This is a genomic window from Micromonospora sp. NPDC047793 (assembly GCF_040642635.1).
Taxonomy (GTDB): domain Bacteria; phylum Actinomycetota; class Actinomycetes; order Mycobacteriales; family Micromonosporaceae; genus Micromonospora.
In genome coordinates, this window is the sequence record NZ_JBEYSG010000005.1 from 397,498 (window position 1) to 420,898 (window position 23,401).

At 70.5% G+C, this 23,401-nt stretch carries 19 protein-coding genes; 10 read left to right on the forward strand and 9 right to left on the reverse strand.

All coding sequences use genetic code 11. The features are described 5' to 3' along the window. Positions 1-44: 44 nt before the first annotated feature. From ABZ738_RS14355 to ABZ738_RS14370, 4 genes are all read right to left on the reverse strand, one after another. The gene (locus tag ABZ738_RS14355; RefSeq protein ID WP_131053783.1) at positions 45-1,037 is read right to left on the reverse strand and encodes an amino acid ABC transporter permease; all 993 of its coding nucleotides are present in this window, start codon (positions 1,035-1,037) and stop codon (positions 45-47) included. Continuing rightward, positions 1,034-1,741, reverse strand: a complete 708-nt coding sequence (locus tag ABZ738_RS14360; protein WP_131053782.1) for an amino acid ABC transporter permease — start codon at positions 1,739-1,741, stop codon at positions 1,034-1,036. Before ABZ738_RS14360 ends, ABZ738_RS14355 begins: the two co-directional genes overlap by 4 nt. Positions 1,742-1,764: 23 nt before the next feature. After that, positions 1,765-2,643: a glutamate ABC transporter substrate-binding protein gene (locus ABZ738_RS14365; protein WP_131053781.1), complete on the reverse strand. Its 879-nt coding sequence runs from the start codon at positions 2,641-2,643 to the stop codon at positions 1,765-1,767. Positions 2,644-2,707: 64 nt separating this feature from the next. Next, positions 2,708-3,463 (reverse strand): amino acid ABC transporter ATP-binding protein, encoded by a 756-nt coding sequence (locus tag ABZ738_RS14370; RefSeq protein ID WP_131053780.1) that lies wholly within the window; start codon positions 3,461-3,463, stop codon positions 2,708-2,710. 182 nt (positions 3,464-3,645) lie between these two features. On the opposite strand from ABZ738_RS14370, the gene selD reads away from it, so the two are divergent. Together selD and ABZ738_RS14380 are read left to right on the forward strand one after the other, a co-directional pair. Continuing rightward, positions 3,646-4,635 carry a selenide, water dikinase SelD gene (gene selD / locus ABZ738_RS14375; RefSeq protein WP_131053779.1) on the forward strand — a complete coding sequence of 330 codons (990 nt, stop codon included), beginning with the start codon at positions 3,646-3,648 and terminating at the stop codon, positions 4,633-4,635. Positions 4,636-4,923: 288 nt separating this feature from the next. After that, a complete protein-coding gene (locus ABZ738_RS14380) occupies positions 4,924-5,403 on the forward strand; it encodes a hypothetical protein (protein ID WP_131053778.1) in 480 nt (159 codons plus the stop codon). A 164-nt stretch (positions 5,404-5,567) separates the two neighbouring features. Here ABZ738_RS14380 and ABZ738_RS14385 read toward each other — a convergent pair whose 3' ends face one another. Further along, complete coding sequence (locus ABZ738_RS14385) at positions 5,568-5,786, reverse strand: DUF2277 family protein (protein ID WP_117226614.1); 219 nt, start codon at positions 5,784-5,786, stop codon at positions 5,568-5,570. Positions 5,787-5,838: 52 nt separating this feature from the next. Here ABZ738_RS14385 and miaB point away from each other — a divergent pair, with 52 nt between their 5' ends. Further along, complete coding sequence (miaB, locus tag ABZ738_RS14390) at positions 5,839-7,344, forward strand: tRNA (N6-isopentenyl adenosine(37)-C2)-methylthiotransferase MiaB (RefSeq protein WP_131053777.1); 1,506 nt, start codon at positions 5,839-5,841, stop codon at positions 7,342-7,344. A 46-nt stretch (positions 7,345-7,390) separates the two neighbouring features. Here the strand turns inward: miaB and ABZ738_RS14395 are convergent, their stop codons facing one another. Further along, positions 7,391-8,824, reverse strand: coding sequence for an RICIN domain-containing protein (locus ABZ738_RS14395; protein WP_357213276.1), 1,434 nt, complete (start codon positions 8,822-8,824; stop codon positions 7,391-7,393). A 418-nt stretch (positions 8,825-9,242) separates the two neighbouring features. Then, the gene (locus tag ABZ738_RS14400; protein WP_131056901.1) at positions 9,243-10,451 is read right to left on the reverse strand and encodes a DUF349 domain-containing protein; all 1,209 of its coding nucleotides are present in this window, start codon (positions 10,449-10,451) and stop codon (positions 9,243-9,245) included. A gap of 272 nt (positions 10,452-10,723) precedes the next feature. Between ABZ738_RS14400 and ABZ738_RS14405 the strand changes: the two genes are divergently transcribed. The 3 genes from ABZ738_RS14405 to dapF are packed head-to-tail and all read left to right on the forward strand — an operon-like array spanning position 10,724 to position 13,205. After that, positions 10,724-11,449: a class III extradiol dioxygenase subunit B-like domain-containing protein gene (locus ABZ738_RS14405; protein WP_357213279.1), complete on the forward strand. Its 726-nt coding sequence runs from the start codon at positions 10,724-10,726 to the stop codon at positions 11,447-11,449. Beyond that, a complete protein-coding gene (miaA, locus tag ABZ738_RS14410; RefSeq protein ID WP_357213282.1) occupies positions 11,446-12,363 on the forward strand; it encodes a tRNA (adenosine(37)-N6)-dimethylallyltransferase MiaA in 918 nt (305 codons plus the stop codon). The genes ABZ738_RS14405 and miaA overlap by 4 nt, the downstream gene beginning before the upstream one ends. A gap of 8 nt (positions 12,364-12,371) precedes the next feature. Then, a complete protein-coding gene (dapF, locus tag ABZ738_RS14415; protein ID WP_357213285.1) occupies positions 12,372-13,205 on the forward strand; it encodes a diaminopimelate epimerase in 834 nt (277 codons plus the stop codon). 196 nt (positions 13,206-13,401) lie between these two features. On the opposite strand, the gene ABZ738_RS14420 is transcribed toward dapF, so the two are convergent. Then, complete coding sequence (locus tag ABZ738_RS14420; RefSeq protein WP_131056452.1) at positions 13,402-14,874, reverse strand: NAD-dependent malic enzyme; 1,473 nt, start codon at positions 14,872-14,874, stop codon at positions 13,402-13,404. A gap of 174 nt (positions 14,875-15,048) precedes the next feature. On the opposite strand from ABZ738_RS14420, the gene hflX reads away from it, so the two are divergent. Both hflX and ABZ738_RS14430 read left to right on the forward strand, forming a co-directional pair. Next, positions 15,049-16,497: a GTPase HflX gene (gene hflX, locus ABZ738_RS14425; RefSeq protein WP_131056455.1), complete on the forward strand. Its 1,449-nt coding sequence runs from the start codon at positions 15,049-15,051 to the stop codon at positions 16,495-16,497. A gap of 52 nt (positions 16,498-16,549) precedes the next feature. Continuing rightward, the gene (locus ABZ738_RS14430) at positions 16,550-18,460 is read left to right on the forward strand and encodes a hypothetical protein (RefSeq protein WP_357213289.1); all 1,911 of its coding nucleotides are present in this window, start codon (positions 16,550-16,552) and stop codon (positions 18,458-18,460) included. Positions 18,461-18,491: 31 nt separating this feature from the next. On the opposite strand, the gene lexA is transcribed toward ABZ738_RS14430, so the two are convergent. After that, positions 18,492-19,274, reverse strand: a complete 783-nt coding sequence (gene lexA / locus ABZ738_RS14435) for a transcriptional repressor LexA (protein WP_131056264.1) — start codon at positions 19,272-19,274, stop codon at positions 18,492-18,494. 567 nt (positions 19,275-19,841) lie between these two features. Between lexA and nrdR the strand changes: the two genes are divergently transcribed. Next, positions 19,842-20,330: a transcriptional regulator NrdR gene (gene nrdR / locus ABZ738_RS14440; RefSeq protein ID WP_131056266.1), complete on the forward strand. Its 489-nt coding sequence runs from the start codon at positions 19,842-19,844 to the stop codon at positions 20,328-20,330. A gap of 73 nt (positions 20,331-20,403) precedes the next feature. Continuing rightward, positions 20,404-23,283, forward strand: a complete 2,880-nt coding sequence (locus ABZ738_RS14445) for a vitamin B12-dependent ribonucleotide reductase (RefSeq protein WP_176095699.1) — start codon at positions 20,404-20,406, stop codon at positions 23,281-23,283. The last annotated feature ends 118 nt before the right edge of the window (positions 23,284-23,401 follow it).

The following is a 23,401-nucleotide window of genomic DNA, read 5'->3' on the forward strand; positions in this document are numbered from 1 at the left end:
GCCTCCGACCGGCCATCCGGTTCGTGTGGTGCTCCTGATCGAGGTCAGGTGGTGGTGCCGGCGACCGCCACGTCCTGGCCGAGACCCGGCTCGGCGCGGTTCGGGGTCGCGTCGTCCTTCGGCGTGTTCTTGATCGCCCGACGGCCCTGGGCGAGGCGGCGCTGGGCGTACTCGGCGAGCTTCGACAGCAGGTAGTTGACGGCGATGTAGATGACGCCGACGACGAAGTACACCTGGATCGGGTTGTCCAGCACCTGGATGACGAAGCTGCTCTTCCGGAGCACCTCCTCGTAGCTGATGATGAAGCCCAGCGAGGTGTCCTTGAAGACCACGACGAGCTGGCTGATCAGCGCCGGGAGCATGATCCGGAACGCCTGCGGCAGCAGGATCATCCGGGTCGCCTGGAACGAGGTCAGACCGATCGCGTCGGCCGCCTCGCGCTGGCCGCCGGGCAGGCCCTCCATGCCGGAGCGGAGGATCTCACCGATGACCACACCGTTGTAGATGGTCAGGCCGATCACCAGGTACCACAGGATGCTGCCCAGGTCCACGCCGAGCACCGGCAGGCCGCTGGCGCAGAAGAAGATCGTGATGACGACCGGCAGTCCCCGGAACACCTCGACGAAGAACTTGGTCACGCCGTTGAGCACCCAGCTCAGCCCGCGTACGGCCAGGGCCACCGGCGGCGCCAGGGTGGTGAAGCGACGGCGCATCAGCGCCTTGAGCTGCACCCGCAGGATGGCGAGCAGGGTGCCGAAGACCAGCGAGCTGACGATGGCCAGCGCGGCGGCGATCAGCGTGGCCTGGAAGCCCTGGCCGAGCTGGGTCCACACCTGGCCGAAGACCTCGTTGCTCGGGTCGATCAGCGGTCCCCACTTCTCCATCGCGAACTGCTCACGCTCGTCGAGCGGCTTGTACACGAGGAAGTAGGCACCGGCGACGGCCGCGACGGCGGCGAGCACGCTGGAGATGATGGTGACCCGACGGGCGCGCGGACCGGGGGCGTCGTAGAGGACCGACATCGTCTGGTTGCTCATCGGGCCACCGCCTGCCGGCGCTCGATCCGGTCCAGCATCAGGCCGAGGGGGACCGTGAGGATCAGGTAGCCCAGGCTGATGCCGATGAAGACGGGGATGATCGGCAGGCCACCCACACTGGTGAGTGCCTGGCCACTGGCGGAGAGGTCTCCGGCGACGCCGAAGAAGCCGGCCAGCGCCGAGTTCTTGATCATGGCGATCAGCACGCTGCCGAGCGGCACGATCGCTCCTTTCCATGCCTGGGGCAGGACGACGAAGCGCAGGTTCTGCGTGAAGGTGAGCCCGATGGCCCGAGCCGCCTCGGCCTGGCCGCTCGACACACCGTTCACACCGCTGCGGACCGCCTCGGCCACGAACGCGGCCGTGTAGACGCTCAGCGCGATGAACGCGAACCGGAAGTACGGGAGGTCGGTGCCCATGCGCTGGAAGATCGCGTCCAGCCCCGGGATCCGGAGGAAGTCGGCGTTGGACCCGAGTGCCGGGAGACCGAACGCCGCGAAGAACATGACAATCGTGAGTGGACAGTTGCGCAGCACCGTGACATACGTTCCGCCGAGCCACCGCAGTGGCGGCACCGGCGAGATCCGCATGACGGCCACGAGAACGCCGAGGATCAACGCCCCCGTGGCCGACAGGATGCAGAGCTGAAGAGTGACAAAGAATCCACTGCGAAAGACGTCGAAATTGTCGACGAGGACGTTCACGAAATCACCCTTCAGCTAAGGGATCAGTAGCGGTCGACGGTCGGGATCTTCGGGTCGGTCGAGTCGACCTTGCCCGCGGTGTTCTTCCAGGCCTCCAGGTAACGGCCGTCGGTGAAGGACGCCTCGAGGGTGTCGTTCAGGAAGGTGCGGAAGTCGTTGTCGCCCTTCTTGAGGCCGATGCCGTACGGCTCCTCGGTGAAGGTCTCACCGGCGAGCTTGAACTGGCCCTCGTTCTGCGACATGTAGCCGGTCAGGATCACGTTGTCCGTGGTGATCGCGTCCACCTGGCCGCCCTTGAGGGCGTCGAGGCACTTGGTGTACACGTCGAAGACGACGAGCTGCTCGGCGACGTTGCTCAGGTACGGCTCGATGTTCTTGGCCGGGGTCGAACCCTGCACCGAGCAGATCTTCTTGGTGGTCGTCTTGAACGAGTCGGGGCCGGTGATCTCGTTCTCGTCGGCCCGGACCAGGATCGTCTGGCCGGCGATGTAGTACGGCCCGGCGAAGTCGATCCGCTCCTTGCGGGTGTCGTTGATCGTGTAGGTCGCGATGACCAGGTCGACCGCCGACTCCTCGATCCGCTGCTCGCGGACGGCGGACGGGGTCTCGACCCACTCGATCTTGCTCGCCGGGATGCCCAGCTCGGCGGCGATGACCTTGCCGACCTCGACGTCGAAGCCCTGCGGGTCGCCGTCGAGGCCCTTGAGGCCGAACAGCGGCTGGTCGAACTTGGTGCCGATCTTGATGGACTGGGCCTTGTTGAGGCGCTCCATCGTGCTGCCGGCGGCGAAGTCCTTGGTCTCGCCGGTGGCGGCGTCGTCGGCGTCGTCCCCGCCGCAGGCGGTCATGCCGAGGGCGAGGGTGGCTGCCGCGGCAACGGCCGCTATGCGCTTAATACGCATTTTTCATCTCCTTCTGCGACAAAGCTCCGCCGCCGGGGGGACGGCGTGCTCGTATTCGGTCGGACTAGTGAGTGAGGATCTTGGAGAGGAAGTCCTTGGCCCGGTCGGTCTTCGGGCTGGCGAAGAACTCGTTCGGGGTGGACTCCTCGACCAGCTTGCCGTCGGCCATGAAGATGACCCGGTTGGCGGCGTGCCTGGCGAAGCCCATCTCGTGGGTCACCACGACCATGGTCATGCCGTCACGGGCCAGCGAGGTCATCACCTCCAGCACCTCGCCGACCATCTCCGGGTCGAGTGCGCTGGTGGGCTCGTCGAAGAGCATCGCCTTGGGCTGCATGGCCAACGCCCGGGCGATCGCGACGCGCTGCTGCTGACCGCCGGAGAGCTGGGCCGGGTACTTGTCGGCCTGGTTGGCGATGCCCACCCGGTCGAGCAGGGCCAGACCCCGCTCGCGGGCCGCCGCCGGCTTCTCCTTGCGCACCTTGACCGGGCCAAGGGTGACGTTCTCGAGGATCGTCTTGTGCGCGAAGAGGTTGAAGGACTGGAACACCATCCCGACCTCGCTGCGCAGCTTCGCCAGGGCCTTGCCCTCGGCCGGCAGCGTCTGGCCGTCGAACGTGATGGTGCCGGAGTTGATCGGCTCAAGTCGGTTGATCGTGCGGCACAGGGTCGACTTGCCGGAGCCGGACGGGCCGATGACCACGACCACCTCACCCCGGTTCACCGACACCGAGACGTCGTCCAGTACATGCAACGGCCCGAACCACTTGTTGACCGAGTCCAGCACGATGAGCGGTTCGCCCGTCGTCACGTCGTCCACCGTCCCCCTCATTGCTTTGAGGGCCGGATGACCCTCGGTTAGCGGCCACTGTAGGCGGGGCGACATGTCGGTAGACAACTCAGTTGGTCACGGAGCGGTAACACCGACCCGGATCCTGACCTGAAGTCCGAAATTGCCTGTGAGCGCTGGTGCTCACACCGAGTGACGGAGATCATGGGGCTATGACCGAGGCAGTGCGGCTGACGCGGTACGCCCGTGGCGGCGGATGTGCGTGCAAGATCCCACCCGGCGAGCTGGAGGCGATGGTGGCCGGGCTCGGTCCCGCCGCCGGCGCGGCCGACCTGCTGGTCGGGCTCGATCACGGCGACGACGCGGCGGTTGTCCGGCTGGACGAGCGGACCGGCGTGGTGACCACCGCCGACTTCTTCACCCCGGTGGTCGACGACGCGTACGACTGGGGCCGGATCGCCGCCGCCAACGCACTCTCCGACGTGTACGCGATGGGCGGCACCCCGTTGGTGGCGCTCAACCTGCTCTGCTGGCCCCGTGACGTACTGCCACTGGAACTGGCCCGCGAGGTGCTGCGCGGTGGCCGGGACGTGGCCCAGGAGGCCGGCTGCCACCTGGCCGGCGGGCACAGCGTGGACGACGACGGTCCCAAGTACGGGCTGGCCGTCACCGGCCTGGTCCGGCCGGAGGAGCTGATCACCCTCGACGGCGGGCGGGCCGGACTACCGCTCTCGCTGACCAAACCGCTCGGTGTCGGCGTGCTCAACACCCGGCACAAGAACACCGGGGAGAACTTCCCCGAGGCGGTCGCCGCGATGACCACGCTCAACCGGGATGCGGCCCGGGCGGCGGTCGCGGCCGGCGTGCGCTGCGGCACCGACGTGACCGGATTCGGTCTGCTCGGCCACGCGTCGAAACTGGCCCGGGCCAGCGAACTCACCGTGGTGATCGACACTGCCCGGGTGCCCTATCTGGCCGGCGCCTCGGAAGCGGTGCGGGACGGGTATGTCAGCGGCGGCTCCCGCCGCAACCTCGAATGGGTGACCCCGTGGACCGACTTCGGCGCCGTCGGTGAGGCCGAGCGGCTGCTGCTGGCCGACGCGCAGACCTCGGGCGGCCTGCTGGTGGCCGGCGAGGTGCCGGGCGCCCCGGTGATCGGCGAACTGCGACCGCGCAGCGAACACCGGATCGTCCTGCGCTGACGGTCGTCCTGCGCGGGCCTCGGGTAGAGCCCTGGATCGTTCCGCACCACTGACCCGCGTGGGGCACCGGATGGCGCTGCGCCGACCCGGCGAGCCGTTGCGTGGGAGCGCGGACCATACCCGATAAACTGTCACCTTCCCGCTACGTCGAGCGATGTGACGTCGGGAAATTTTGCCCAGAATGGTCACAGACCGGTAACTTGCCCCCGGCTTGGGGCAAATGCCCCCCACCATCGTCAGTAAGGCCCGATCCGGAGGCCGGTGGAACGAGCACAGCGAGGAGGCGGCATGACCGAGCTGTGGAACTGGAGAATCGACCAGGTGCGACCGGTGGAGGTCTACCCGGCACTGGCCGAGGCGCTCGGTCGGGTGGTCATGCCCCTGGCCGTGGCCGACCCGACCCGGTTGCCAACGTACGCGGTGATCTGCGACGTGTGGCAGGCGCCGGGGGAGTTCGCCACGATCGTGGACAGTTACGGCGTACCCGACGGGTTGCCCGAACTGCCCAGCGTCGCGGCGCTGGCCCGGCTGCTCGACCGCAACTGCCTGCTGCGCGACGACACGCTCGACGAGACCCGGCACCTGCTGGTCGCACCCGACGGGAGCATCCGTCCGGTGCACTTCGACGTGCGGGAGACCGACGACGGTGAGGTGCTCAGCGAGCGCCGCCTCTGCACCGAGGCCGACTCGCGCTGTCGGGGCTGGTCCCGGTGCCACCGCTCGCGGTGGACCCCGGACTCGGTGAACCCCGCCCTCGCCGCCGCCTGAGGTGTAAGGAAGGGCCCCTTCTTAACGCCTCGTGCAGAGCACGGGCCCCCTCTTAACGGCGCGAGCCGCCAAGACGAGGGTTGCTGTTAACAAGGGTCCCTTCCTCTACCGCAGGCGTTAACAAGGTGCCCTTCCTTGCACTGAGACGGCACCGAGGGTGCGCGTCAGCTCGGGCGGGCGCCGCGGACCACGAGTTCGTCGAGCAGCGTGCGGGTGGCAGCGGCGACCGCGGCCACCGCGGCGTCGAACGCGGCGGCGTTGTGCGCCGCCGGCGCGCGGAATCCGGAGATCTTCCGGACGTACTGCAACGCCGCGGCCTCCACGTCCGCGTCGGTCACCTGTGGGGTGTACGGCTCACGCAGGGTCTTGATGCTTCGGCACACGGCTCCTCCTCGTTCCGCCCCGTTACACGGGTCCGGCTACGCTTTGCACGTCATGACTACCGCAGCGGCGGGCGGCCCGCGCACCTACCAGGTGCGCACCTACGGCTGCCAGATGAACGTGCACGACTCCGAGCGCATTTCCGGCCTGCTCGAACAGGCGGGATACATCCGCGCGGGCGAGGCCGACGACACCCCGGACGTGGTGGTGTTCAACACCTGCGCGGTCCGCGAGAACGCCGACAACCGACTGTACGGCAACCTCGGGCACCTGCGGCCGGTCAAGGACCGGCACCCCGGGATGCAGATCGCGGTCGGCGGCTGCCTGGCGCAGAAGGACCGCGGCGACATCGTCCGCAAGGCGCCCTGGGTCGACGTGGTCTTCGGCACCCACAACATCGGTTCGCTGCCGGTGCTGCTGGAGCGGGCCCGGCACAACTCGGCCGCCGAGGTGGAGATCCTCGAAGCCCTCGACGTGTTCCCGTCGACGCTGCCGACCCGCCGCGAGTCCACGTACGCGGGGTGGGTGTCGATCTCGGTGGGGTGCAACAACAGCTGCACCTTCTGCATCGTGCCGTCGTTGCGGGGCCGGGAGAAGGACCGCCGTCCCGGCGACATCCTCAGCGAGGTGCGGGCGCTCGTGGACGAGGGCGTGCTGGAGGTGACGCTGCTCGGGCAGAACGTCAACTCGTACGGCGTGGAGTTCGGCGACCGGTACGCCTTCGGCAAGCTGCTGCGCGCCTGTGGGGAGATCGACGGGCTGGAGCGGGTCCGGTTCACCAGCCCGCATCCGAAGGACTTCACCGACGACGTGATCGCCGCGATGGCCGAGACGCCGAACGTCTGCCACTCGCTGCACATGCCGTTGCAGTCCGGCTCCGACGAGGTGCTGCGCGCGATGCGCCGGTCGTACCGGTCGGAGAGATACCTGGGGATCATCGAGAAGGTCCGCACCGCGATGCCGGACGCGGCGATCACCACGGACATCATCGTCGGTTTCCCCGGCGAGACCGAGGCGGACTTCGTGCGCACGCTGGAGGTGGTCCGCGAGGCGCGGTTCTCCTCCGCCTTCACGTTCCAGTACTCGAAACGCCCCGGCACGCCCGCCGCGACGATGGACGGCCAACTGCCCAAGCAGGTGGTGCAGGAACGGTACGAGCGGTTGATCGCCTGCGTGGAGGAGATCACCTGGGCGGAGAACCGCAAGCTGGTCGGCGAGACCGTCGAGGTGCTGGTCGCCGTCGGGGAGGGCCGCAAGGACGACCGCACCGGCCGGATGTCGGGCCGGGCCCGCGACGGCCGCCTGGTGCACTTCGCGACGGGCACGGTCGAGGCGGGCTCGATCCGGCCGGGCGACATCGTGCACACCACGATCACCTACGCCGCCCCGCACCATCTCAACGCCGACGGGGAGCCGGTGTCGCACCGGCGGACCCGGGCCGGTGACGCGGCCGAGGCGGGACGCGCGCCGCGTACCCCCGGGGTGTTGCTCGGGTTGCCGTCGGTCGGCGCGCCGACCGTGGTGCCCGCGCCGACCAGCGGCTGCGCCGTCGCGACCTGAGAGCCGGTCGGGGCCCGGCGTGCCGCGCCCCGACCGACCCGCGCGGTCAGACCGAGATCCGTCCGGCGCCCGCGCCGCCCGTCACGATCGACTTGACGTTGCTCGGCGTGTCCAGGGTGTACGCGTACGGGATGCCGGCCACGCTGCCGCCGCTCTGCCCGCCGCCCGAGTTCACGAAGTGGTTGTTGCGCGCCACCAGTGAACCGGGGCCGGAGTCGCCTTCACCACGGTGGAACGGGTCGGGGGTGTTCTCGAAGTAGTTGCCCTCGACCAGCACACCGGCGTTCATCGTGGACGCCACGCCGTAGCCGCGTACGTTGCTGTAGAAGTTGTTGTAGACGTGCACCGGGTTGCCGAAGCGGACCCGGGGGTTGCGCTGGTTGCTGCCGTCGAACCAGTTGTGGTGGTACGACACCCGCAGCTTGCCGACGTCCTGGCCGGCGTTGTTGTCGCTGTGTCCGAGCAGCATCGTCTTGTCGTGGCTGAACACCCGGTTCCACGACACGGTGATGAAGTCGGAGCCGCGCTTGATGTCGACGGCGCCGTCGTACCCGGCGCTGAAGGTGTTGTGGTCGACCCAGATGTTCGTGGCCGACTGCTCGATGTTGATCGCGTCGTCGCCCCAGTTCCGGAACGTCAGGTTCCGGATGATGACGTTGCGGTCACCGTTGATGGTGAAGCCACAACCGGCGATCGTCGCGCCCGCGTTGCCGAGGATGGTCTTGTTGGACCGGACCCGCAGCATCCCCGAGCAGTTGATGGTGCCGGAGACCCGGATCACCGCCGCGCTGCTGGAGCCGAGCGCGCTGGTCAGCGCCGAGGCGGTGGTGACCGTGGTGGTGCCGGCGCTGCCGCCGCCGCTGGTGCCGCCGTTCTGGGTGGCCCAGCCGACCAGTCCGGTCTGCGGGCCGGGGTTCGGCGGGGGAGTGGTGCCACCACCGAGCCGGACCAGTTGCCACCGCTGGTTGGCGCCGTCGATGTCGGCGTACTGCGAGACGATCCCACCGTCGGCGGTGGACCACTGCCACACTTCGAGGGCCTTGTTGCTGTGCCGGCTGACGAACCGGACGTCGCCGTTGGCGGAGTCGACGAGGCGGAAGTGCTGCTTGGTGTCGCTGCTGGCGGTGACCTGGGTGACCTGCGCGCCGTCGTTGGAGTTGGGGATGCTGACGACCTTGCCGGAGTGCCGGTTCCGGAGCTGGTAGTAGCCGCTGCCCACGTCGACGAACTGGAACTGCTGGTTGTTGCCGTCGGCGCGGGTGAACTGCCGGATCTCGCCGCCGTCGGCGGTGGACCAGTTCCACAGGTCCATCGCCTTGCCGCTGTTGCGGTTCACGAACACGTAGTACGCACTGGTGTCGACGGTCGCCGCCGTGGCGGGGGCGGCCGTCACCGCGACGAGCGCCGTGGGCAGCGCGACCGCCGTGGCGGCCAGCGCCGCGAGTCGCCGGGTCAGGCGACGCGTGACGAATGCAAGCACGGAGATTTCTCCTCATCCTCGGGTACGCGGAACGGGCCGGACGACGCGTGGTGTTCGCGGACCGACTGTCGCTGCCCGGACGCGTCCGCGATGCGGCCCGCCACGTTCGGGTGCCGGTGGTGCGTCCCGTGGCGCTGGCCTCGATGCGTCATCCGGTCGGCAGGGGTTACGCCCCGGCGCCGGTGACTGCCCTGCCCAGTGGCAGCGGTGCCGTGGCGGTCGCGGAGTGCGGCCTGCCGTCGGACGAAGTGGGTCGGAGTGGCTCGGCGTGTCTGGCCCCGGAGGGCAAACGCTTTCCCCAGATAACCATAGAATCAACTCGATGTAAATGTCGTACGTTCACATCGCCCTGACCAGGAGTTCCGGCAACGGAAAAGCCCCGGCTCCCACACGGGGACCGGGGCTTCGCCAGGTGCGTTCAGCCGGCCTGTTCGGCCAACTGGAGGAACTGCCGCTTGGAGGCGAGCGCCTGCTCGGCCTCCTTGATCCGTCGGGCGTCGCCGGCGGCCTGGGCGCGGGCCAGCCGCTCCTCGGCCTCGGCCACCTGGGACCGCATCTGGGCCAGCAGCGGGTTGTCCTCGCGGGTGGTCCGGCGCCAGGCCGAGTCCATCACCTCGCGGACCTTCTCGTCGATGGTCCGCAGTCGGCGCTCCAGCCCGGCCGCCGCCTCCCGGGGGACCCGGCCGGCCTCGTGCCACTGTGCCTGGATGTCCCGCAGCCGGGCCTGCGCGCCCTTCGGGTCGCCCTCGACGTCGAGTGCCTCGGCCTCGGCGAGCAGCGCCTGCTTGCGCTCCAGGTTGGCGCGCTGTTCGTTGTCACGCGCCGAGAAGACCTCACTGCGCCGGGTGAAGAAGGCGTCCTGCGCGGCCCGGAACCTCTCCCACAGCCGCTGCTCGGCCTCCTTGGAGGCGCGCGGTGCGGCCTTCCACTGGTTCATCAGCTCCTTGAGCTGGTTGGCCGTGGACGCCCAGTCGGTGGAGTCGGAGATCTTCTCGGCCTCGGCGACCAGCTCCTCCTTGACCGTCTGCGCCTGCTTGCGCTGCGAGTCCAGGGAGGCGAAGTGGGCGCCCCGGCGGCGGGTGAAGCCGTCGCGGGCGGCGGCGAACCGCTTCCACAGCTCGCCGTCGGTCTTCTTGTCGACCCCCCGGATGGTCTTCCACTCGTCGAGGATCTCCTTGAGCCGGTCGCCGGCGGTCTTCCAACCGGTCGACTCGGCGGCCAGCTTCTCGGCCTCCTCGACGAGCGTGGTCTTGCGCGCCAGTGCCTCGGTGCGGGCGGCCTCCTTGGCGGCCCGCGCCTCACCGGCCTTCTCCTCGGCCACCGTGGCGAGCTTGTCGAGCCGGGCGGCGAGGGCGTCGATGTCGCCGACCACGTGCGCCTCGGCCAGCGACGCGCGGATGCGCCGGATCGTGCTCAGCGAATGGTTGGCGTCCGCTGCCCCGGAGTTGAGCCGCGCCTCGGTCAGATCCACCTCGGTCACCAGGTCGGCGAAGCGGCGCGCGAAGTGCGCCAACCCCTCCTCCGGTGCCCCTGCCTGCCAGGATCCGACCACCCGCTCGCCCTCGGCGGTCTTGACATAGACGGTGCCGTCCGCGTCCACCCGTCCGAAGGCAGTCCAGTCGCTCATGTGCCCATCCTCGATCTCCCGGTGCCCAGGGAGTCGCCTCCCGGGCCCGCCACGGCGCAGTCAAAGTTCTCCGGGCATTGTCACAGGTCCGCCCCGGTCCGCGTCGAGCGCCTATCGCCGACCGTGACCATACGGTGTCCTAGCCCTCTGTCATCACCGTCCGAACCGGCGTGCCGCTTTTCGCCGAACGGCGTACGGCCGAGGGACCCGCCGGCAGGCCGGGGCGGCCGGTGCGCGACGGTCCCGGACCGGCCGCCCGATACGGTTGCCGGGTGCCACTGGTCGCCGCCGCCGTCTGCCCCCATCCGCCGCTGTTGGTTCCCGAGGTGGCCGGTGCCGCCGCGCCCGAACTGGACGATCTCCGCGTCGCGTGTGACGCCGCCGTCGCCCGATTGCTCGACTCGGGTGCCCGCGACGTGCTGGTGATCGGTGCCGCCGACCGCACCGCCGATCTCGACCCCCCGTTCCGGGGCAGCTTCGCACCCTGGGGCCTGCCATGGGAGGTACGCCTCGGCGACGGTGACCGGGCCGGCACCGACCGCCTGCCGCTCGGCCTGCTCGTCGGCGCCTGGCTACTGAACCGGCAGCCGGTGGCGGCGTCGGGCGGTACGGGCTGGCGGATGTCGACCGTCGCCGCCGACGCGCCGGCCGGGACCTGTGCCGACCTCGGTGCCCGTCTCGTGTCGGACCGACCGTGGGCGCTGCTGGTGATGGGGGACGGGTCGGCCTGCCGGGGTGAGAAGTCCCCTGGTTACGCCGATCCGCGCGCCGAGGCGTACGACGAGACGGTCGGAAGAGCCCTCGCCGCCGTGGACGCCGAGGCGCTGCTCGGCCTGGACCCCGTCCGGTCCACGCAGCTCAGGGTCGCCGGACGGGCGCCCTGGCAGGTGCTCGCCGGCGCGGCGCGGGCGACCGGCGGCGACTGGCGCGGCGAGCTGCGTCACCACAGCGCGCCCTACGGCGTGGCCTACCTGGTGGCGAACTGGGAGCGGGCATGAGTTCCCTGGGCACGGTGGTCGCGGTGGTCGGGCCGACCGCGGCGGGCAAGTCGGCGTTGAGTATCGCGCTGGCGCACGCGCTCGGCGGCGAGGTGGTCAACGCCGACTCGATGCAGCTCTACCGGGGCCTGGACATCGGCACCGCCAAGATCACCGTCGCCGAACGGGAGGGCGTGCCGCACCATCTGCTGGATCTCTGGGCGGTGACCGAGCCGGCCAGCGTCGCCGAGTACCAACGACTGGCCCGCGCGGCGATCGACGACATCCTGGCCCGAGGGCGCGTACCGCTGCTGGTCGGCGGCTCCGGGTTGTACGTGCGGGCGGTGTTGGAGCGGTTCGAGTTCCCCGGCACCGACCCGGCGCTGCGCGAACGCCTGGAGGGCGAACTGGCCGCCGTCGGCCCGGCACCGCTGTACGCGCGGCTGCGCGCCGTCGACCCGGCGGCGGCGGCCGGCATCCTGCCCGGCAACGGCCGGCGGATCGTCCGGGCGCTGGAGGTGATCGAGCTGACCGGCCGGCCCTTCACCGCCGCGTTGCCGGAGCCGACGCCGTATTATCCCGCCCTCCAGGTCGGCGTCGACCTGGACACCGCCCGGCTGGACGAGCGCATCGCGCTCCGGGTGGACCGGATGTGGGCCGACGGCCTGGTCGCCGAGACCCGCGAGCTGGTCGGCCACGGCCTGGCGCAGGGGCGTACGGCCAGCCGGGCGCTCGGGTACCAGCAGGTGCTGCGCTTCCTCGCCGGTGAGCTGACCGAGACCGAGGCGCACGACGAGACGATCCGGGCCACCCGTCGCTTCGTCCGCCGCCAGCGGTCCTGGTTCCGGCGCGACCCGCGCGTCCGCTGGCTCGACTCGACCGATCCGGGACTGATCGAGGCCGCCGTCGGGACGGTCCGCGCCGCTGCGCCATGATGGAAGGCGTGGAGTTCACCAAGGGACACGGCACCGCCAACGACTTCGTGATCCTGCCCGACCCGGACGGCGCGTTCGACCTCACGCCCGAGCTGGTCGCGACGATCTGCGACCGGCGACGCGGCCTCGGCGGGGACGGTGTGCTGCGGGTGGTCCGCGCCGCCAAGCACCCGGACGGCGCCGCCCTGGCCGGCGAGGCCGAGTGGTTCATGGACTACTGGAACTCCGACGGCTCCTTCGCCGAGATGTGCGGCAACGGCACCCGGGTCTTCGTCCGGTACCTGCTGGAGACCGGGCTGGCCGTCCCCGGCGACGGCGACCTGCCGGTGGCCACCCGCGCCGGCGTCGTGCACGCCCGGATCGACGGCGACACCATCGCCGTCCAGATGCGGCGTCCCCGGTTGTACGCCGCCTCGACCGCCGCCCTGGGCGGTCTGGCCCTGCCCGGCACGGCGGTGGACGTCGGCAACCCGCACCTGGTCTGCCCGCTGCCGGCCGGTCTGGACCTCGCCGCCCTGGACCTGACCCGGGCACCCCACGTCGACGAAGACCTCTTCCCGCACGGCGTGAACGTCGAGTTCACCGCCGCCGCTGACGCCGTCGACGGCGGTGACCCGCACGTGCTGATGCGGGTCTACGAGCGCGGCTCGGCCGAGACGCTGTCCTGCGGCACCGGCGCGTGCGCGGTTGCCGCCGTCGCGCTGCACGACGCCGGCCGGGAGACCGGCACCGTCGTGGTCGACGTACCCGGCGGCCGTCTCACGGTGACCGTCGACGAGGACTCCTGCTGGCTCTCCGGCCCCGCCGTCCTGGTGGCCACCGGCACCCTCACCCTCACCTGACCACCCTCGGCACCCCGCCCACGCCGCACCCGTGGGGCCGCGCCGATCATGGAGTTGTGGCTGACGGTATGCCCTCTTCACGTGGGCTTTGTCCGCGCCACAAGTCCATGATCGACGCGAGCCGGCGGTCTCCGGGCAACCCGGCGGTGTGCAGGGCCGGCTAGCGCGGGGTGTCAGGGCCGGGCAACGCCGGGTGTCAGGGGGTGGCGGAGGCGCTGGCGGCGATCTCGGGGAGGTCGGCCGGGCCCGGGTCGGCGACGGGGGGCGGGGTGGCCGCCGGGTTCTGGGCGGCGGCGCGGACGGCGGCGGCCACCGCCGGGGCCACCCGGGAGTCGAAGACGCTGGGCACGATGACCGTGGGGTTGATCTTCTCCTCGCCGACCACGTCGGCGATGGCCCGGGCGGCGGCCAGCGCCATCTCCTCGGTGAACTCCTCGGCGTGCGCGTCGAGCATGCCCCGGAACACGCCCGGGAAGGCGAGCACGTTGTTGATCTGGTTCGGCTGGTCGGAGCGACCGGTGGCGACGACGGCGGCGTGCTTGCGCGCCTCCCGGGGGTCGACCTCCGGGTCCGGGTTGGCCAGCGCGAAGACGATCGAGTCCTTGGCCATGGTGGCGACGTCGTCGCCGGTGAGCAGGTTCGGCGCGCTCACCCCGATGAAGACGTCCGCGCCGTTCAGCGCCCCGGCGAGATCGCCGGAGTAGCCGTCCCGGTTGGTGTTCTCGGCCAGCCACTGCCAGGCCGAGTTGAGGCCGGTCTGGCCGCGGTGCAGAGCGCCCTGCCGGTCGCACGCGATGATGTCGCCGACGCCCCGACGCAGCAGCAGCTTCATGATCGCGGTGCCGGCCGCACCGGCTCCGGAGACCACCACCCGCACGTCGGCGAGCTGCTTGCCCACCACACGCAACGCGTTGGTCAACGCGGCGAGTACGCAGATCGCGGTGCCGTGCTGGTCGTCGTGGAAGACCGGGATGTCCAGCGCCTCGCGCAGTCGCGCCTCGATCTCGAAGCAGCGCGGCGCGGCGATGTCCTCCAGGTTGATCCCGCCGTACGCGGGCGCGATCGCCTTCACGATGGCGACGATCTCGTCGGTGTCCTGGGTGTCCAGCACCACCGGCCAGGCGTCCACGCCACCGAACCGCTTGAACAGCGCCGCCTTGCCCTCCATCACCGGCAGGGAGGCGGCCGGCCCGAGGTTGCCCAGCCCGAGCACGGCCGAACCGTCGCTGACCACGGCGACCGTGTTGCGCTTGATGGTCAACCGCCGGGCGTCGGCCGGGTTCTCCGCGATCGCCTGGCAGACCCGCGCCACCCCCGGGGTGTACGCCCGGGACAGCTCGTCGCGGGTCCGCAGCGCCACCTTCGAGCTGACCTCGATCTTGCCGCCCAGGTGCAGCAGGAAGGTGCGGTCGGAGACCTTGCGCACGTCCACGCCGTCGAGTGCGGTCAGCGCGTCGACGACCTGGTCGGCGTGCCCGGCGTCGGCGGTGTCGCAGGTGAGGTCGACGATCACGTGGGTCGGGTCGGAGTCGACCACGTCAAGTGCGGTGACGATGGCCCCGGCCTCGCCCACGGAGGTGGTCAACCGGCCGATCGAGGACGCATCGGCGGGTACGGCGATCCGGATCGTGATCGAGAATCCGGCACTGGGCAGTCGGGTGGTGGGCACGCGGATCCCCTCCGTCGGCGCTGAACGGCTCGCCCATTTCTACTCGCCCTGCTCGGGAGTCCGGCAGCCGCCCCCGTGTCTGCCCGTTCCCGCGGTGGGCATATAGCAGGTGCACCGGGCGTTGACACATGTCAGGATTGCTCGGTACATGCACAGAACGGACAGGAGAGACGCTTGCGCGACCAGGAGACCCAGGTTCCATTTCCCGACGACGAGCTCGACGCCACCACCGGCCAGTACGAGCTCTCCGAACGGCAGGCATTGCGACGGGTCCCCGGCCTCTCCACCGAGCTGACCGACGTCACCGAGGTCGAGTACCGCCAGCTCCGGCTGGAGCGGGTGGTCCTGGTCGGCGTCTGGACCGAAGGCAGCCAGACCGACGCGGAGAACTCCCTGACCGAGCTGGCCGCGCTGGCCGAGACCGCCGGCTCGCAGGTGCTCGAAGGGCTGATCCAGCGACGCACCCGGCCGGACCCGGCCACCTACATCGGGCGGGGCAAGGTCGACGACCTGGGCTCGGTGGTGCTGTCGGCGGGCGCCGACACGGTCATCTGCGACGGTGAGCTGTCCCCGTCCCAGCTGCGCAACCTGGAGCAGCGCACCAAGGTCAAGGTGGTCGACCGGACGGCGCTGATCCTCGACATCTTCGCCCAGCACGCCAAGAGCAAGGAGGGCCGGGCCCAGGTCGAGCTGGCCCAGCTCGAATACCTCCTGCCCCGCCTGCGGGGTTGGGGCGAGACGCTGTCCCGGCAGACCGGTGGCTCCGGCCGTGGCGGTGGTGCCGGTGGCGGCGTCGGTGTGCGTGGTCCCGGTGAGACCAAGCTGGAGACCGACCGTCGGCGCATCCGCCACCGCATCGCCCGGCTCCGCCGCGAGATCAAGGCCATGCGGACGGTACGCGAGACCAAGCGCGCCCGCCGTTCCCGCAACGCGGTGCCGGCCGTGGCCATCGCCGGTTACACCAACGCCGGCAAGTCGAGCCTGCTCAACCGGCTGACCGGTGCCGGCGTACTGGTCGAGGACGCGCTCTTCGCCACGCTCGACCCGACCACCCGCCGCTCTACCACCGCAGACGGGCGGGTCTACACGCTCTCGGACACGGTCGGTTTCGTCCGGCACCTGCCGCACCAGATCGTCGAGGCGTTCCGCTCGACGCTGGAGGAGGTCGCCGAGGCCGACCTGGTGGTGCACGTGGTCGACGGTGCCCACCCCGACCCGCAGGAGCAGGTCCGGGCCGTGCGCGAGGTGCTCGGCGAGGTCGGCGCCGACCGGCTGCCCGAGCTGTTGGTGGTCAACAAGATCGACGCCGCCGACGAGGAGACCCTGCTGCACCTCAAGCGGCTCTGGCCCGAGGCGATCTTCGTGTCCGCGCACCGTGGTCGCGGCATCGACGACCTGCGGACGGCGATCGAGCAGCGGCTGCCACGCCCGGCGGTGGAGCTGCGGGTGGTGCTGCCGTACGAGCGGGGTGACCTGGTGGCCCGCCTGCACCGACAGGGCGAGGTACTCAGCACCGCGCACCTGCCCGAGGGAACCATGCTGCACGTACGCGTCAACGAGGCGCTCGCTGCCGAACTGACCGCGTACGTCGACGCCTCGCAGGCGGTTCGTGCCGCGCGGTGACCGCCCAGGAGCGTCACCCGAAGGAAACGTGCGCCGTGCGACACTTCCTTCCATGCACCGCACTGTTTCCTCGGTCACGGTTGCGCTCGGCCTGTTCGGGGCCACCGTGGCGGTCACCGGCGTCACTCTCGCCGCACCCGGGTCGTCGCCACCCGCGTACGCGGCATCGCCGGTGACCGATGTCGCCCCGCCGGCCGCATCGACCGACGTGGGGCCGGTGCTCGCCGCCGCGCCGGCGGCGGTGCCGGCGGCCGTCGTGCCGCTCGCGGCGGCGCCCAAGAAGCAGTGTGCGGTCACCGACCCGAGGCTGCGGGAGCTGTCCGGTCTGGTGGTCACCCGTAACGGGTACATCGTGATCAACGACAGCACCGACCAGGACAGCCGCAAGCAGGTCTTCTACCTGAACAAGGACTGCCAGGTCACCCGCGCGGTCCCGTACTCCGGCGCGGGGCCGTTCGACACCGAGGACCTCGCCGTCTCGCCGGACGGCAGGACGTTGTGGATCGCCGACACCGGCGACAACATCACCAGCCGGCAGCGCCGCGAGCGGGTGGCGGTCTGGAGCATGCCGATCAGCGGGAACAAGTCGCCGGTCCTGCACCGGCTGGCGTACCCGGACGGCAAGCCCCGTGACGCCGAGGCGCTGCTGATCGGCAACGACAACCTGCCGCTGATCATCACGAAGGTGACCTCCGGCAAGGCGGAGATCTTCACCGCCGACGGTGCGCTCAAGAGCGGCGACACCGAGCCGGTGCCGATGAAGAAGCTCGGCGACATCGAGCTGCCCAAGACCGACACCGAGAACCCGCTGAGCACGTTCGGGCGGGTGGCGATCACCGGTGCGGCCCGGTCCCCGGACGGTGCCCGGGTGGTGCTGCGCACGTACGCCGACGCCTTCGAGTACGACGTGCAGAACGGCGACCTCGTCGCCGCGCTGACCACCACCACGCCCCGGGTGACCCCGCTGGCCGACCCGTTCGGCGAGGCGATCGCGTACTCGACCGACGGCAAGACCTTCCTGACCGTCTCCGACGCGGGGCATCTCGACGACAACGAGCCGGTCGACATCCTCAGCTACACCCCGTCCACGGAGGGCCCGAAGGACCTGGCCAACGACCCGGACGCGGTGAAGAACGCGGCCGGCCGGTCGTGGTTCGACGGGCTGACCCTGGACGACATCACCTACCTGATCGCCACTGTCGGTGTACTCGGTGCGCTGCTGGTGGGCGCCGGCATCTTCGGCATCCTGCGGGCCCGCAAGCGCCCGACGCCGGCCGCCAAGAGCCGCGACGGCGACGATGACGACGACGACCCGAGCCGCAAGGACGACGCTTTCGGCCCGAAGGACCGTGGTCGGGGCGCGGTGTACGGCGGCGCCCAGTCCGGTGCCGTCTACGGCGGCCCGGCGAAGGGTGGACGGCCGGAGGGCTCGCGGTCGGGAGCGGTCTACGGCGGTGCCCGTCCGGCGGGCGCCAACGGCTCTCGCCCGGCTCAGGGCGGTGGCGTCTACGGCGGTGGTGGCGGTGGCCGCTCCGGCGGCGAGGGTGGCCGGTCGGGTGGCGAGGGCGGACCGGTCTACGGTGGCGGCCGTCCCGGTGGCGGTGGCCGCCCGGCTCAGGGCGGCGGTGGACGCTCCGGCGGCGGTGGGGTCTACGGGGGCGGCGGTGGTCGGGCCGGTGGACCGCCCGGTGGCGGCGGCCGTGGCGGTGGCGGTGCCCCGGGTGGTGGTGGCCGGGCCGGTGGCGCGCCCGGTGGCGGCGGTGGCCGCGCGGGCGGCATGCCCGGCGGTGGGCGGGGCGGACAGTCTGGTGGTGGAGGCCGTGCGGAGCCCCCTCGACGGGGTGGGCCGGGCGGCGAGCCGGACCATCGGGGCCGGCGTTCCGGCCGCTACCGCGAGGACGGCAACGAGCCGTACGGCCAGATGCCGGGCGGCAACTACGGCTACCGGGGCGACCGGTACTGACCCTGGGGGCCAGTACCGGTCGGGTTACGGTCTAGATCCGGCGCAGCACCGCGACCACTCGCCCCATGATCGTGGCGTCGTCACCGGGGATCGGGTCGAAGGCCGGATTCTGCGGCATCAGCCAGACGTGGCCGTCGCGCCGTCGGTAGGTCTTCACGGTCGCCTCGCCGTCCAGCATGGCGGCGACGATCTCGCCGGAGTCAGCGGTCGGCTGCTGCCGGACGACCACCCAGTCGCCGTCGCAGATCGCCGCGTCGAGCATCGAGTCGCCCTTGACCTGGAGCATGAAGACCTCGCCCTCGCCGACCAGCTCACGGGGGAGCGGGAAGACGTCCTCCATCGACTGTTCGGCGAGGATCGGCCCACCGGCGGCGATCCGGCCGAGCATCGGCACGTACGCGGGGGTGGGGCGCTGCGAGCGGGCCAACTCGTCGTCGACGTCGCTGGAGGACCGGACGTCGACCGCGCGGGGGCGATTCGGGTCGCGCCGCAGGAAGCCCTTCTTCTCCAGCTCCTTGAGCTGGTAGGCGACGCTGGACGGGGAGACGAGCCCGACCGCCTCGCCGATCTCCCGCACGCTCGGCGGGTAACCGTGCCGCTCCACCCAGGTGCGGATGAAGTCGAGGATGCGTCGCTGGCGGGCGGTCAGGTCGACCGTCGCCGGGTCGGGGAAACCGCTGACCACCGGCGTCACCGGGCGTACGGCGGGCTGCCCGGAGCGGGCACGGGTGACGCTGCGGCGACGGGCGGCCGGCGGAGCCGCCTCGATGCTCTGCTGCGGGCTCTGCGGCCGGTTGGCCCGGTCCTCGGTCACGTCCGTCCTCCCTGGTCGGCGCTGGGGTGCCTTGGCGGCTCGTGGTGCGCACGGTGATCTGTCGGCCGGTGCGGCGACCATGGTCACCTCCGGCTGTTCATGACCGTATCGGTGAGATCGGTCATTTTCAAACATCTGTACGACCTGTCTCCGCGTGTCGGGGCGGAAAAGCGCGACAGTCGTACGTCCGTTCTGATAAATGGTACGCGTAGTCGAACGTGTGTTCGACCCGGTACGGATTGTCGGTGATCCTGTCCGGTCGGGCGGTAACCCTCGCCACCGGTCCGCGTTGGGCTCTCCGGCTGGGTGGAGAGGGGGTGGCGGATGGGTTGTCGGGTGACGCGCCGGACACGCCGGTCAACTTGACCGCGGATCGCCAGCGACATACGGTCGACCCCTAGATGTAGTAGTCACATTGGCGTAAGTCGCCTACAGGTTGGGTTCGACTACCCACCGCACTTTCCGCACCGCCGAGCCGGCGGCCGTCCTGCGGGCGGCCCCGCCGTCCCTGCGTGCGCCCGGAGGTGGGTGGGAGGCGTACCCGAAGTCGATCAAGGAGGTCGGGCGATGCGGTGTCCGTACTGCCGGCACGCCGACTCCCGGGTGGTCGACTCGCGGGAGGCGGACGACGGTCAGTTGATCCGTCGGCGGCGCTCCTGCCCGGAGTGCGGCAAACGGTTCACCACTGTCGAGGAGGCGGTGCTGGCGGTGGTCAAGCGCAGCGGGGTGACCGAGCCGTTCAGCCGTACGAAGATCATCGGCGGAGTGCGCAAGGCGTGCCAGGGGCGACCGGTCGAGGAGGACTCGATCGCGATCCTGGCGCAGCGGGTCGAGGAGACCATTCGCGCCAAGGGGGCCGCCGAGATCCCGAGCCACGAGGTCGGGCTGGTCATCCTGGGTCCCCTGCGGGACCTGGACGAGGTCGCCTACCTACGGTTCGCCAGCGTCTACCGGTCGTTCGACTCGCTCGCCGACTTCGAGCGGGAGATCGAGACGCTGCGGGCCGCCGCGCGCGCCCGGGAGGGCGACGGGGCCGAGACGGCCCACGCGCAGTGAATGTCTGAGCAGCAGCAGTAGCAGTGACAGTCGGATCACGCGGGGTGCCCGCGTGAGCGAGGGGGCGGATGAGATGTCGGGGGACGGTGTGACAACAAGCAGGTCACGGAACAAGACGAACGCGGGCCTCAAGGTGGAGCGGGTCTGGACCACCGAGGGCGTGCACCCGTACGACGAGGTCGCCTGGGAGCGCCGCGACGTCGTGATGACCAACTGGCGGGACGGCTCGATCAACTTCGAGCAGCGCGGTGTCGAGTACCCGGAGAGTTGGAGCGTCAACGCGGCCAACATCGTGACCACCAAGTACTTCCGGGGCGCGGTGGGCACCCCGGAGCGGGAGTGGTCGCTCAAGCAGCTGATCGACCGGGTGGTCACCACCTACCGCACCGCGGGTGAGGAGTACGGCTACTTCGCCTCCCCGGCCGACGCCGAGATCTTCGCCCACGAGCTGACCTGGATGCTGCTGCACCAGGTGTTCAGCTTCAACTCGCCGGTCTGGTTCAACGTCGGCACGCCGTCGCCGCAGCAGGTCAGCGCCTGTTTCATCCTCGCCGTCGACGACTCGATGGACTCCATCCTCGACTGGTACAAGGAGGAGGGGCTGATCTTCAAGGGCGGCTCCGGCTCCGGCGTCAACCTGTCCCGGATCCGCTCCTCCCGGGAACTGCTCTCCTCCGGCGGCACCGCCTCCGGCCCGGTCAGCTTCATGCGCGGCGCCGACGCGAGCGCCGGCACCATCAAGTCCGGCGGCGCCACCCGGCGAGCGGCCAAGATGGTCATCCTCGACGTCGACCACCCGGACATCGAGGAGTTCGTGGTCACCAAGGCGCGCGAGGAGGACAAGATCCGCGCGCTGCGCGACGCCGGGTTCGACATGGACCTGGGCGGCGCCGACATCGTCAGCGTGCAGTACCAGAACGCCAACAACTCGGTCCGCGTCTCGGACGAGTTCATGGGTGCGGTCGAGCAGGGCGGCGGCTTCGACCTGCGCGGCCGGCTCGACGGCGCGGTGATCGACACCATCGACGCGCAGAAGCTGTTCCGCACCATCTCCCAGGCCGCCTGGGAGTGCGCCGACCCCGGCCTGCAGTACGACGACACCATCAACGACTGGCACACCTGCCCGGAGACCGGCCGGATCACCGCGTCGAACCCGTGCTCGGAGTACCTGCACCTGGACAACTCCTCGTGCAACCTGGCCTCGCTGAACCTGATGAAGTTCCTCCGCGCCGACGGTGGCTTCGAGGTGGAGAAGTTCGTCCGCAGCGTCGAGATGGTCATCACCGCGATGGACATCTCGATCTGCTTCGCCGACTTCCCGACCGAGAAGATCGGCGAGACCACCCGGGCCTACCGGCAGCTCGGCATCGGGTACGCCAACCTGGGCGCCCTGCTGATGGCGTCCGGCCTGCCGTACGACTCGGACCAGGGTCGTTCGCTGTCCGCCGCGATCACCTCGCTGATGACCGGCACGGCGTACCGCCGCTCGGCCGAGCTGGCCGGCATCGTCGGCGCATACGACGGGTACGCCCGCAACGCCGAGCCGCACAAGCGGGTCATGCGCAAGCACGCCGCCGCCAACGACCAGATCAAGCCGGCCGGCACGGTGGCCACCGCGGTGGTCCGCGAGGCCACCAAGCAGTGGACCCAGGGCAACAAGATCGGCGACCGGAACGGCTGGCGGAACTCGCAGGCCAGCGTGCTCGCGCCGACCGGCACCATCGGCCTGATGATGGACTGCGACACCACCGGCGTCGAGCCGGACCTGGCGCTGGTGAAGTTCAAGAAGCTGGTCGGCGGCGGCTCGATGCAGATCGTCAACCAGACCGTGCCCCGTGCCCTGCGCAGCCTCGGCTACCCCGAGGAGCAGGTCGAGGCGATCGTCGAGCACATCTCCGACCAGGGGCACGTGGTGGACGCCCCCGGCCTGAAGCCGGAGCACTACCCGGTCTTCGACTGCGCCATGGGCGAGCGGTCCATCGCCCCGATGGGCCACGTCCGGATGATGGCGGCGGTCCAGCCGTTCATCTCCGGCGCCATCTCCAAGACGGTCAACATGCCGGAGCAGGCCACCGTCGCCGACGTCGAGAAGATCTACTTCGAGGGCTGGAAGCTCGGCCTCAAGGCGCTGGCGATCTACCGGGACAACTGCAAGGTCGGTCAGCCGCTGTCGGTGGCGAAGAAGAAGACCGCTGAGCCGGAGGCGACCGTCACCGCGGTCGAGCCGGTGGTGGAGAAGGTCGTCGAGTACCGCCCGGTGCGCAAGCGGCTGCCGAAGAAGCGCCCCTCGGAGACCATCTCCTTCTCGGTCGGTGGCGCCGAGGGTTACCTCACCGCCTCGTCCTACCCGGACGACGGCCTCGGCGAGGTCTTCCTCAAGATGTCGAAGCAGGGTTCCACCCTGGCCGGGGTGATGGACGCCTTCTCGGTGGCCATCTCGATCGGCCTGCAGTACGGCGTCCCGCTGGAGACGTACGTCAGCAAGTTCACCAACATGCGCTTCGAGCCGGCCGGCATGACCGACGACCCGGACGTGCGGATGGCCGCCTCGGTGATGGACTACATCTTCCGTCGCCTGGCGCTGGACTTCCTGCCCTACGAGCGCCGTGCCGAGATCGGCATCTTCACCGCCAAGGAGCGGGCCGCCCAGCTCGTCGCCGAGGCGGAGGCGGAGGCCAACGGCACGGACCTCACGGCCATGGCCGCGTCCGCCCCGGTCGAGGCCAAGCCGGAGGAGCCGAAGAGCGGCCCGGTCGCCCAGCCGGCTCAGGAACTCGCCGACGCCGCCGCGATCAAGCCGGCACCGTCGGTCGGTTCCAGCACCGAGTTGCTGGAGGCCGTGATCGGCAAGGCCGCCGACGCACCGCTCTGCTTCACCTGCGGTACGAAGATGCGCCCGGCCGGTAGCTGCTACGTCTGCGAGGGCTGCGGCTCCACCAGCGGCTGCAGCTGACGACGAGCACCGAGGAGCCCCGGACGCACACGCGTCCGGGGCTCCTCACGTCCCCCACCCACCCCACCCCACCCACCCCACCCCACCCACCCCACCCCACCCACCCCACCCCACCCAC

What these genes read in the sequence shown, in the direction of transcription:
- nrdR (WP_131056266.1), top strand. Translation starts at nt 19,842, where the DNA reads ATGCGGTGTCCGTACTGCCGGCACGCCGACTCCCGGGTGGTCGACTCG.
- selD (WP_131053779.1), top strand. Translation starts at nt 3,646, where the DNA reads ATGACCGAGGCAGTGCGGCTGACGCGGTACGCCCGTGGCGGCGGATGT.
- ABZ738_RS14355 (WP_131053783.1), bottom strand. Translation starts at nt 1,037, where the DNA reads ATGAGCAACCAGACGATGTCGGTCCTCTACGACGCCCCCGGTCCGCGC.
- miaB (WP_131053777.1), top strand. Translation starts at nt 5,839, where the DNA reads ATGACTACCGCAGCGGCGGGCGGCCCGCGCACCTACCAGGTGCGCACC.
- ABZ738_RS14400 (WP_131056901.1), bottom strand. Translation starts at nt 10,451, where the DNA reads ATGAGCGACTGGACTGCCTTCGGACGGGTGGACGCGGACGGCACCGTC.
- ABZ738_RS14445 (WP_176095699.1), top strand. Translation starts at nt 20,404, where the DNA reads ATGTCGGGGGACGGTGTGACAACAAGCAGGTCACGGAACAAGACGAAC.
- ABZ738_RS14365 (WP_131053781.1), bottom strand. Translation starts at nt 2,643, where the DNA reads ATGCGTATTAAGCGCATAGCGGCCGTTGCCGCGGCAGCCACCCTCGCC.
- ABZ738_RS14380 (WP_131053778.1), top strand. Translation starts at nt 4,924, where the DNA reads ATGACCGAGCTGTGGAACTGGAGAATCGACCAGGTGCGACCGGTGGAG.
- miaA (WP_357213282.1), top strand. Translation starts at nt 11,446, where the DNA reads ATGAGTTCCCTGGGCACGGTGGTCGCGGTGGTCGGGCCGACCGCGGCG.
- ABZ738_RS14430 (WP_357213289.1), top strand. Translation starts at nt 16,550, where the DNA reads ATGCACCGCACTGTTTCCTCGGTCACGGTTGCGCTCGGCCTGTTCGGG.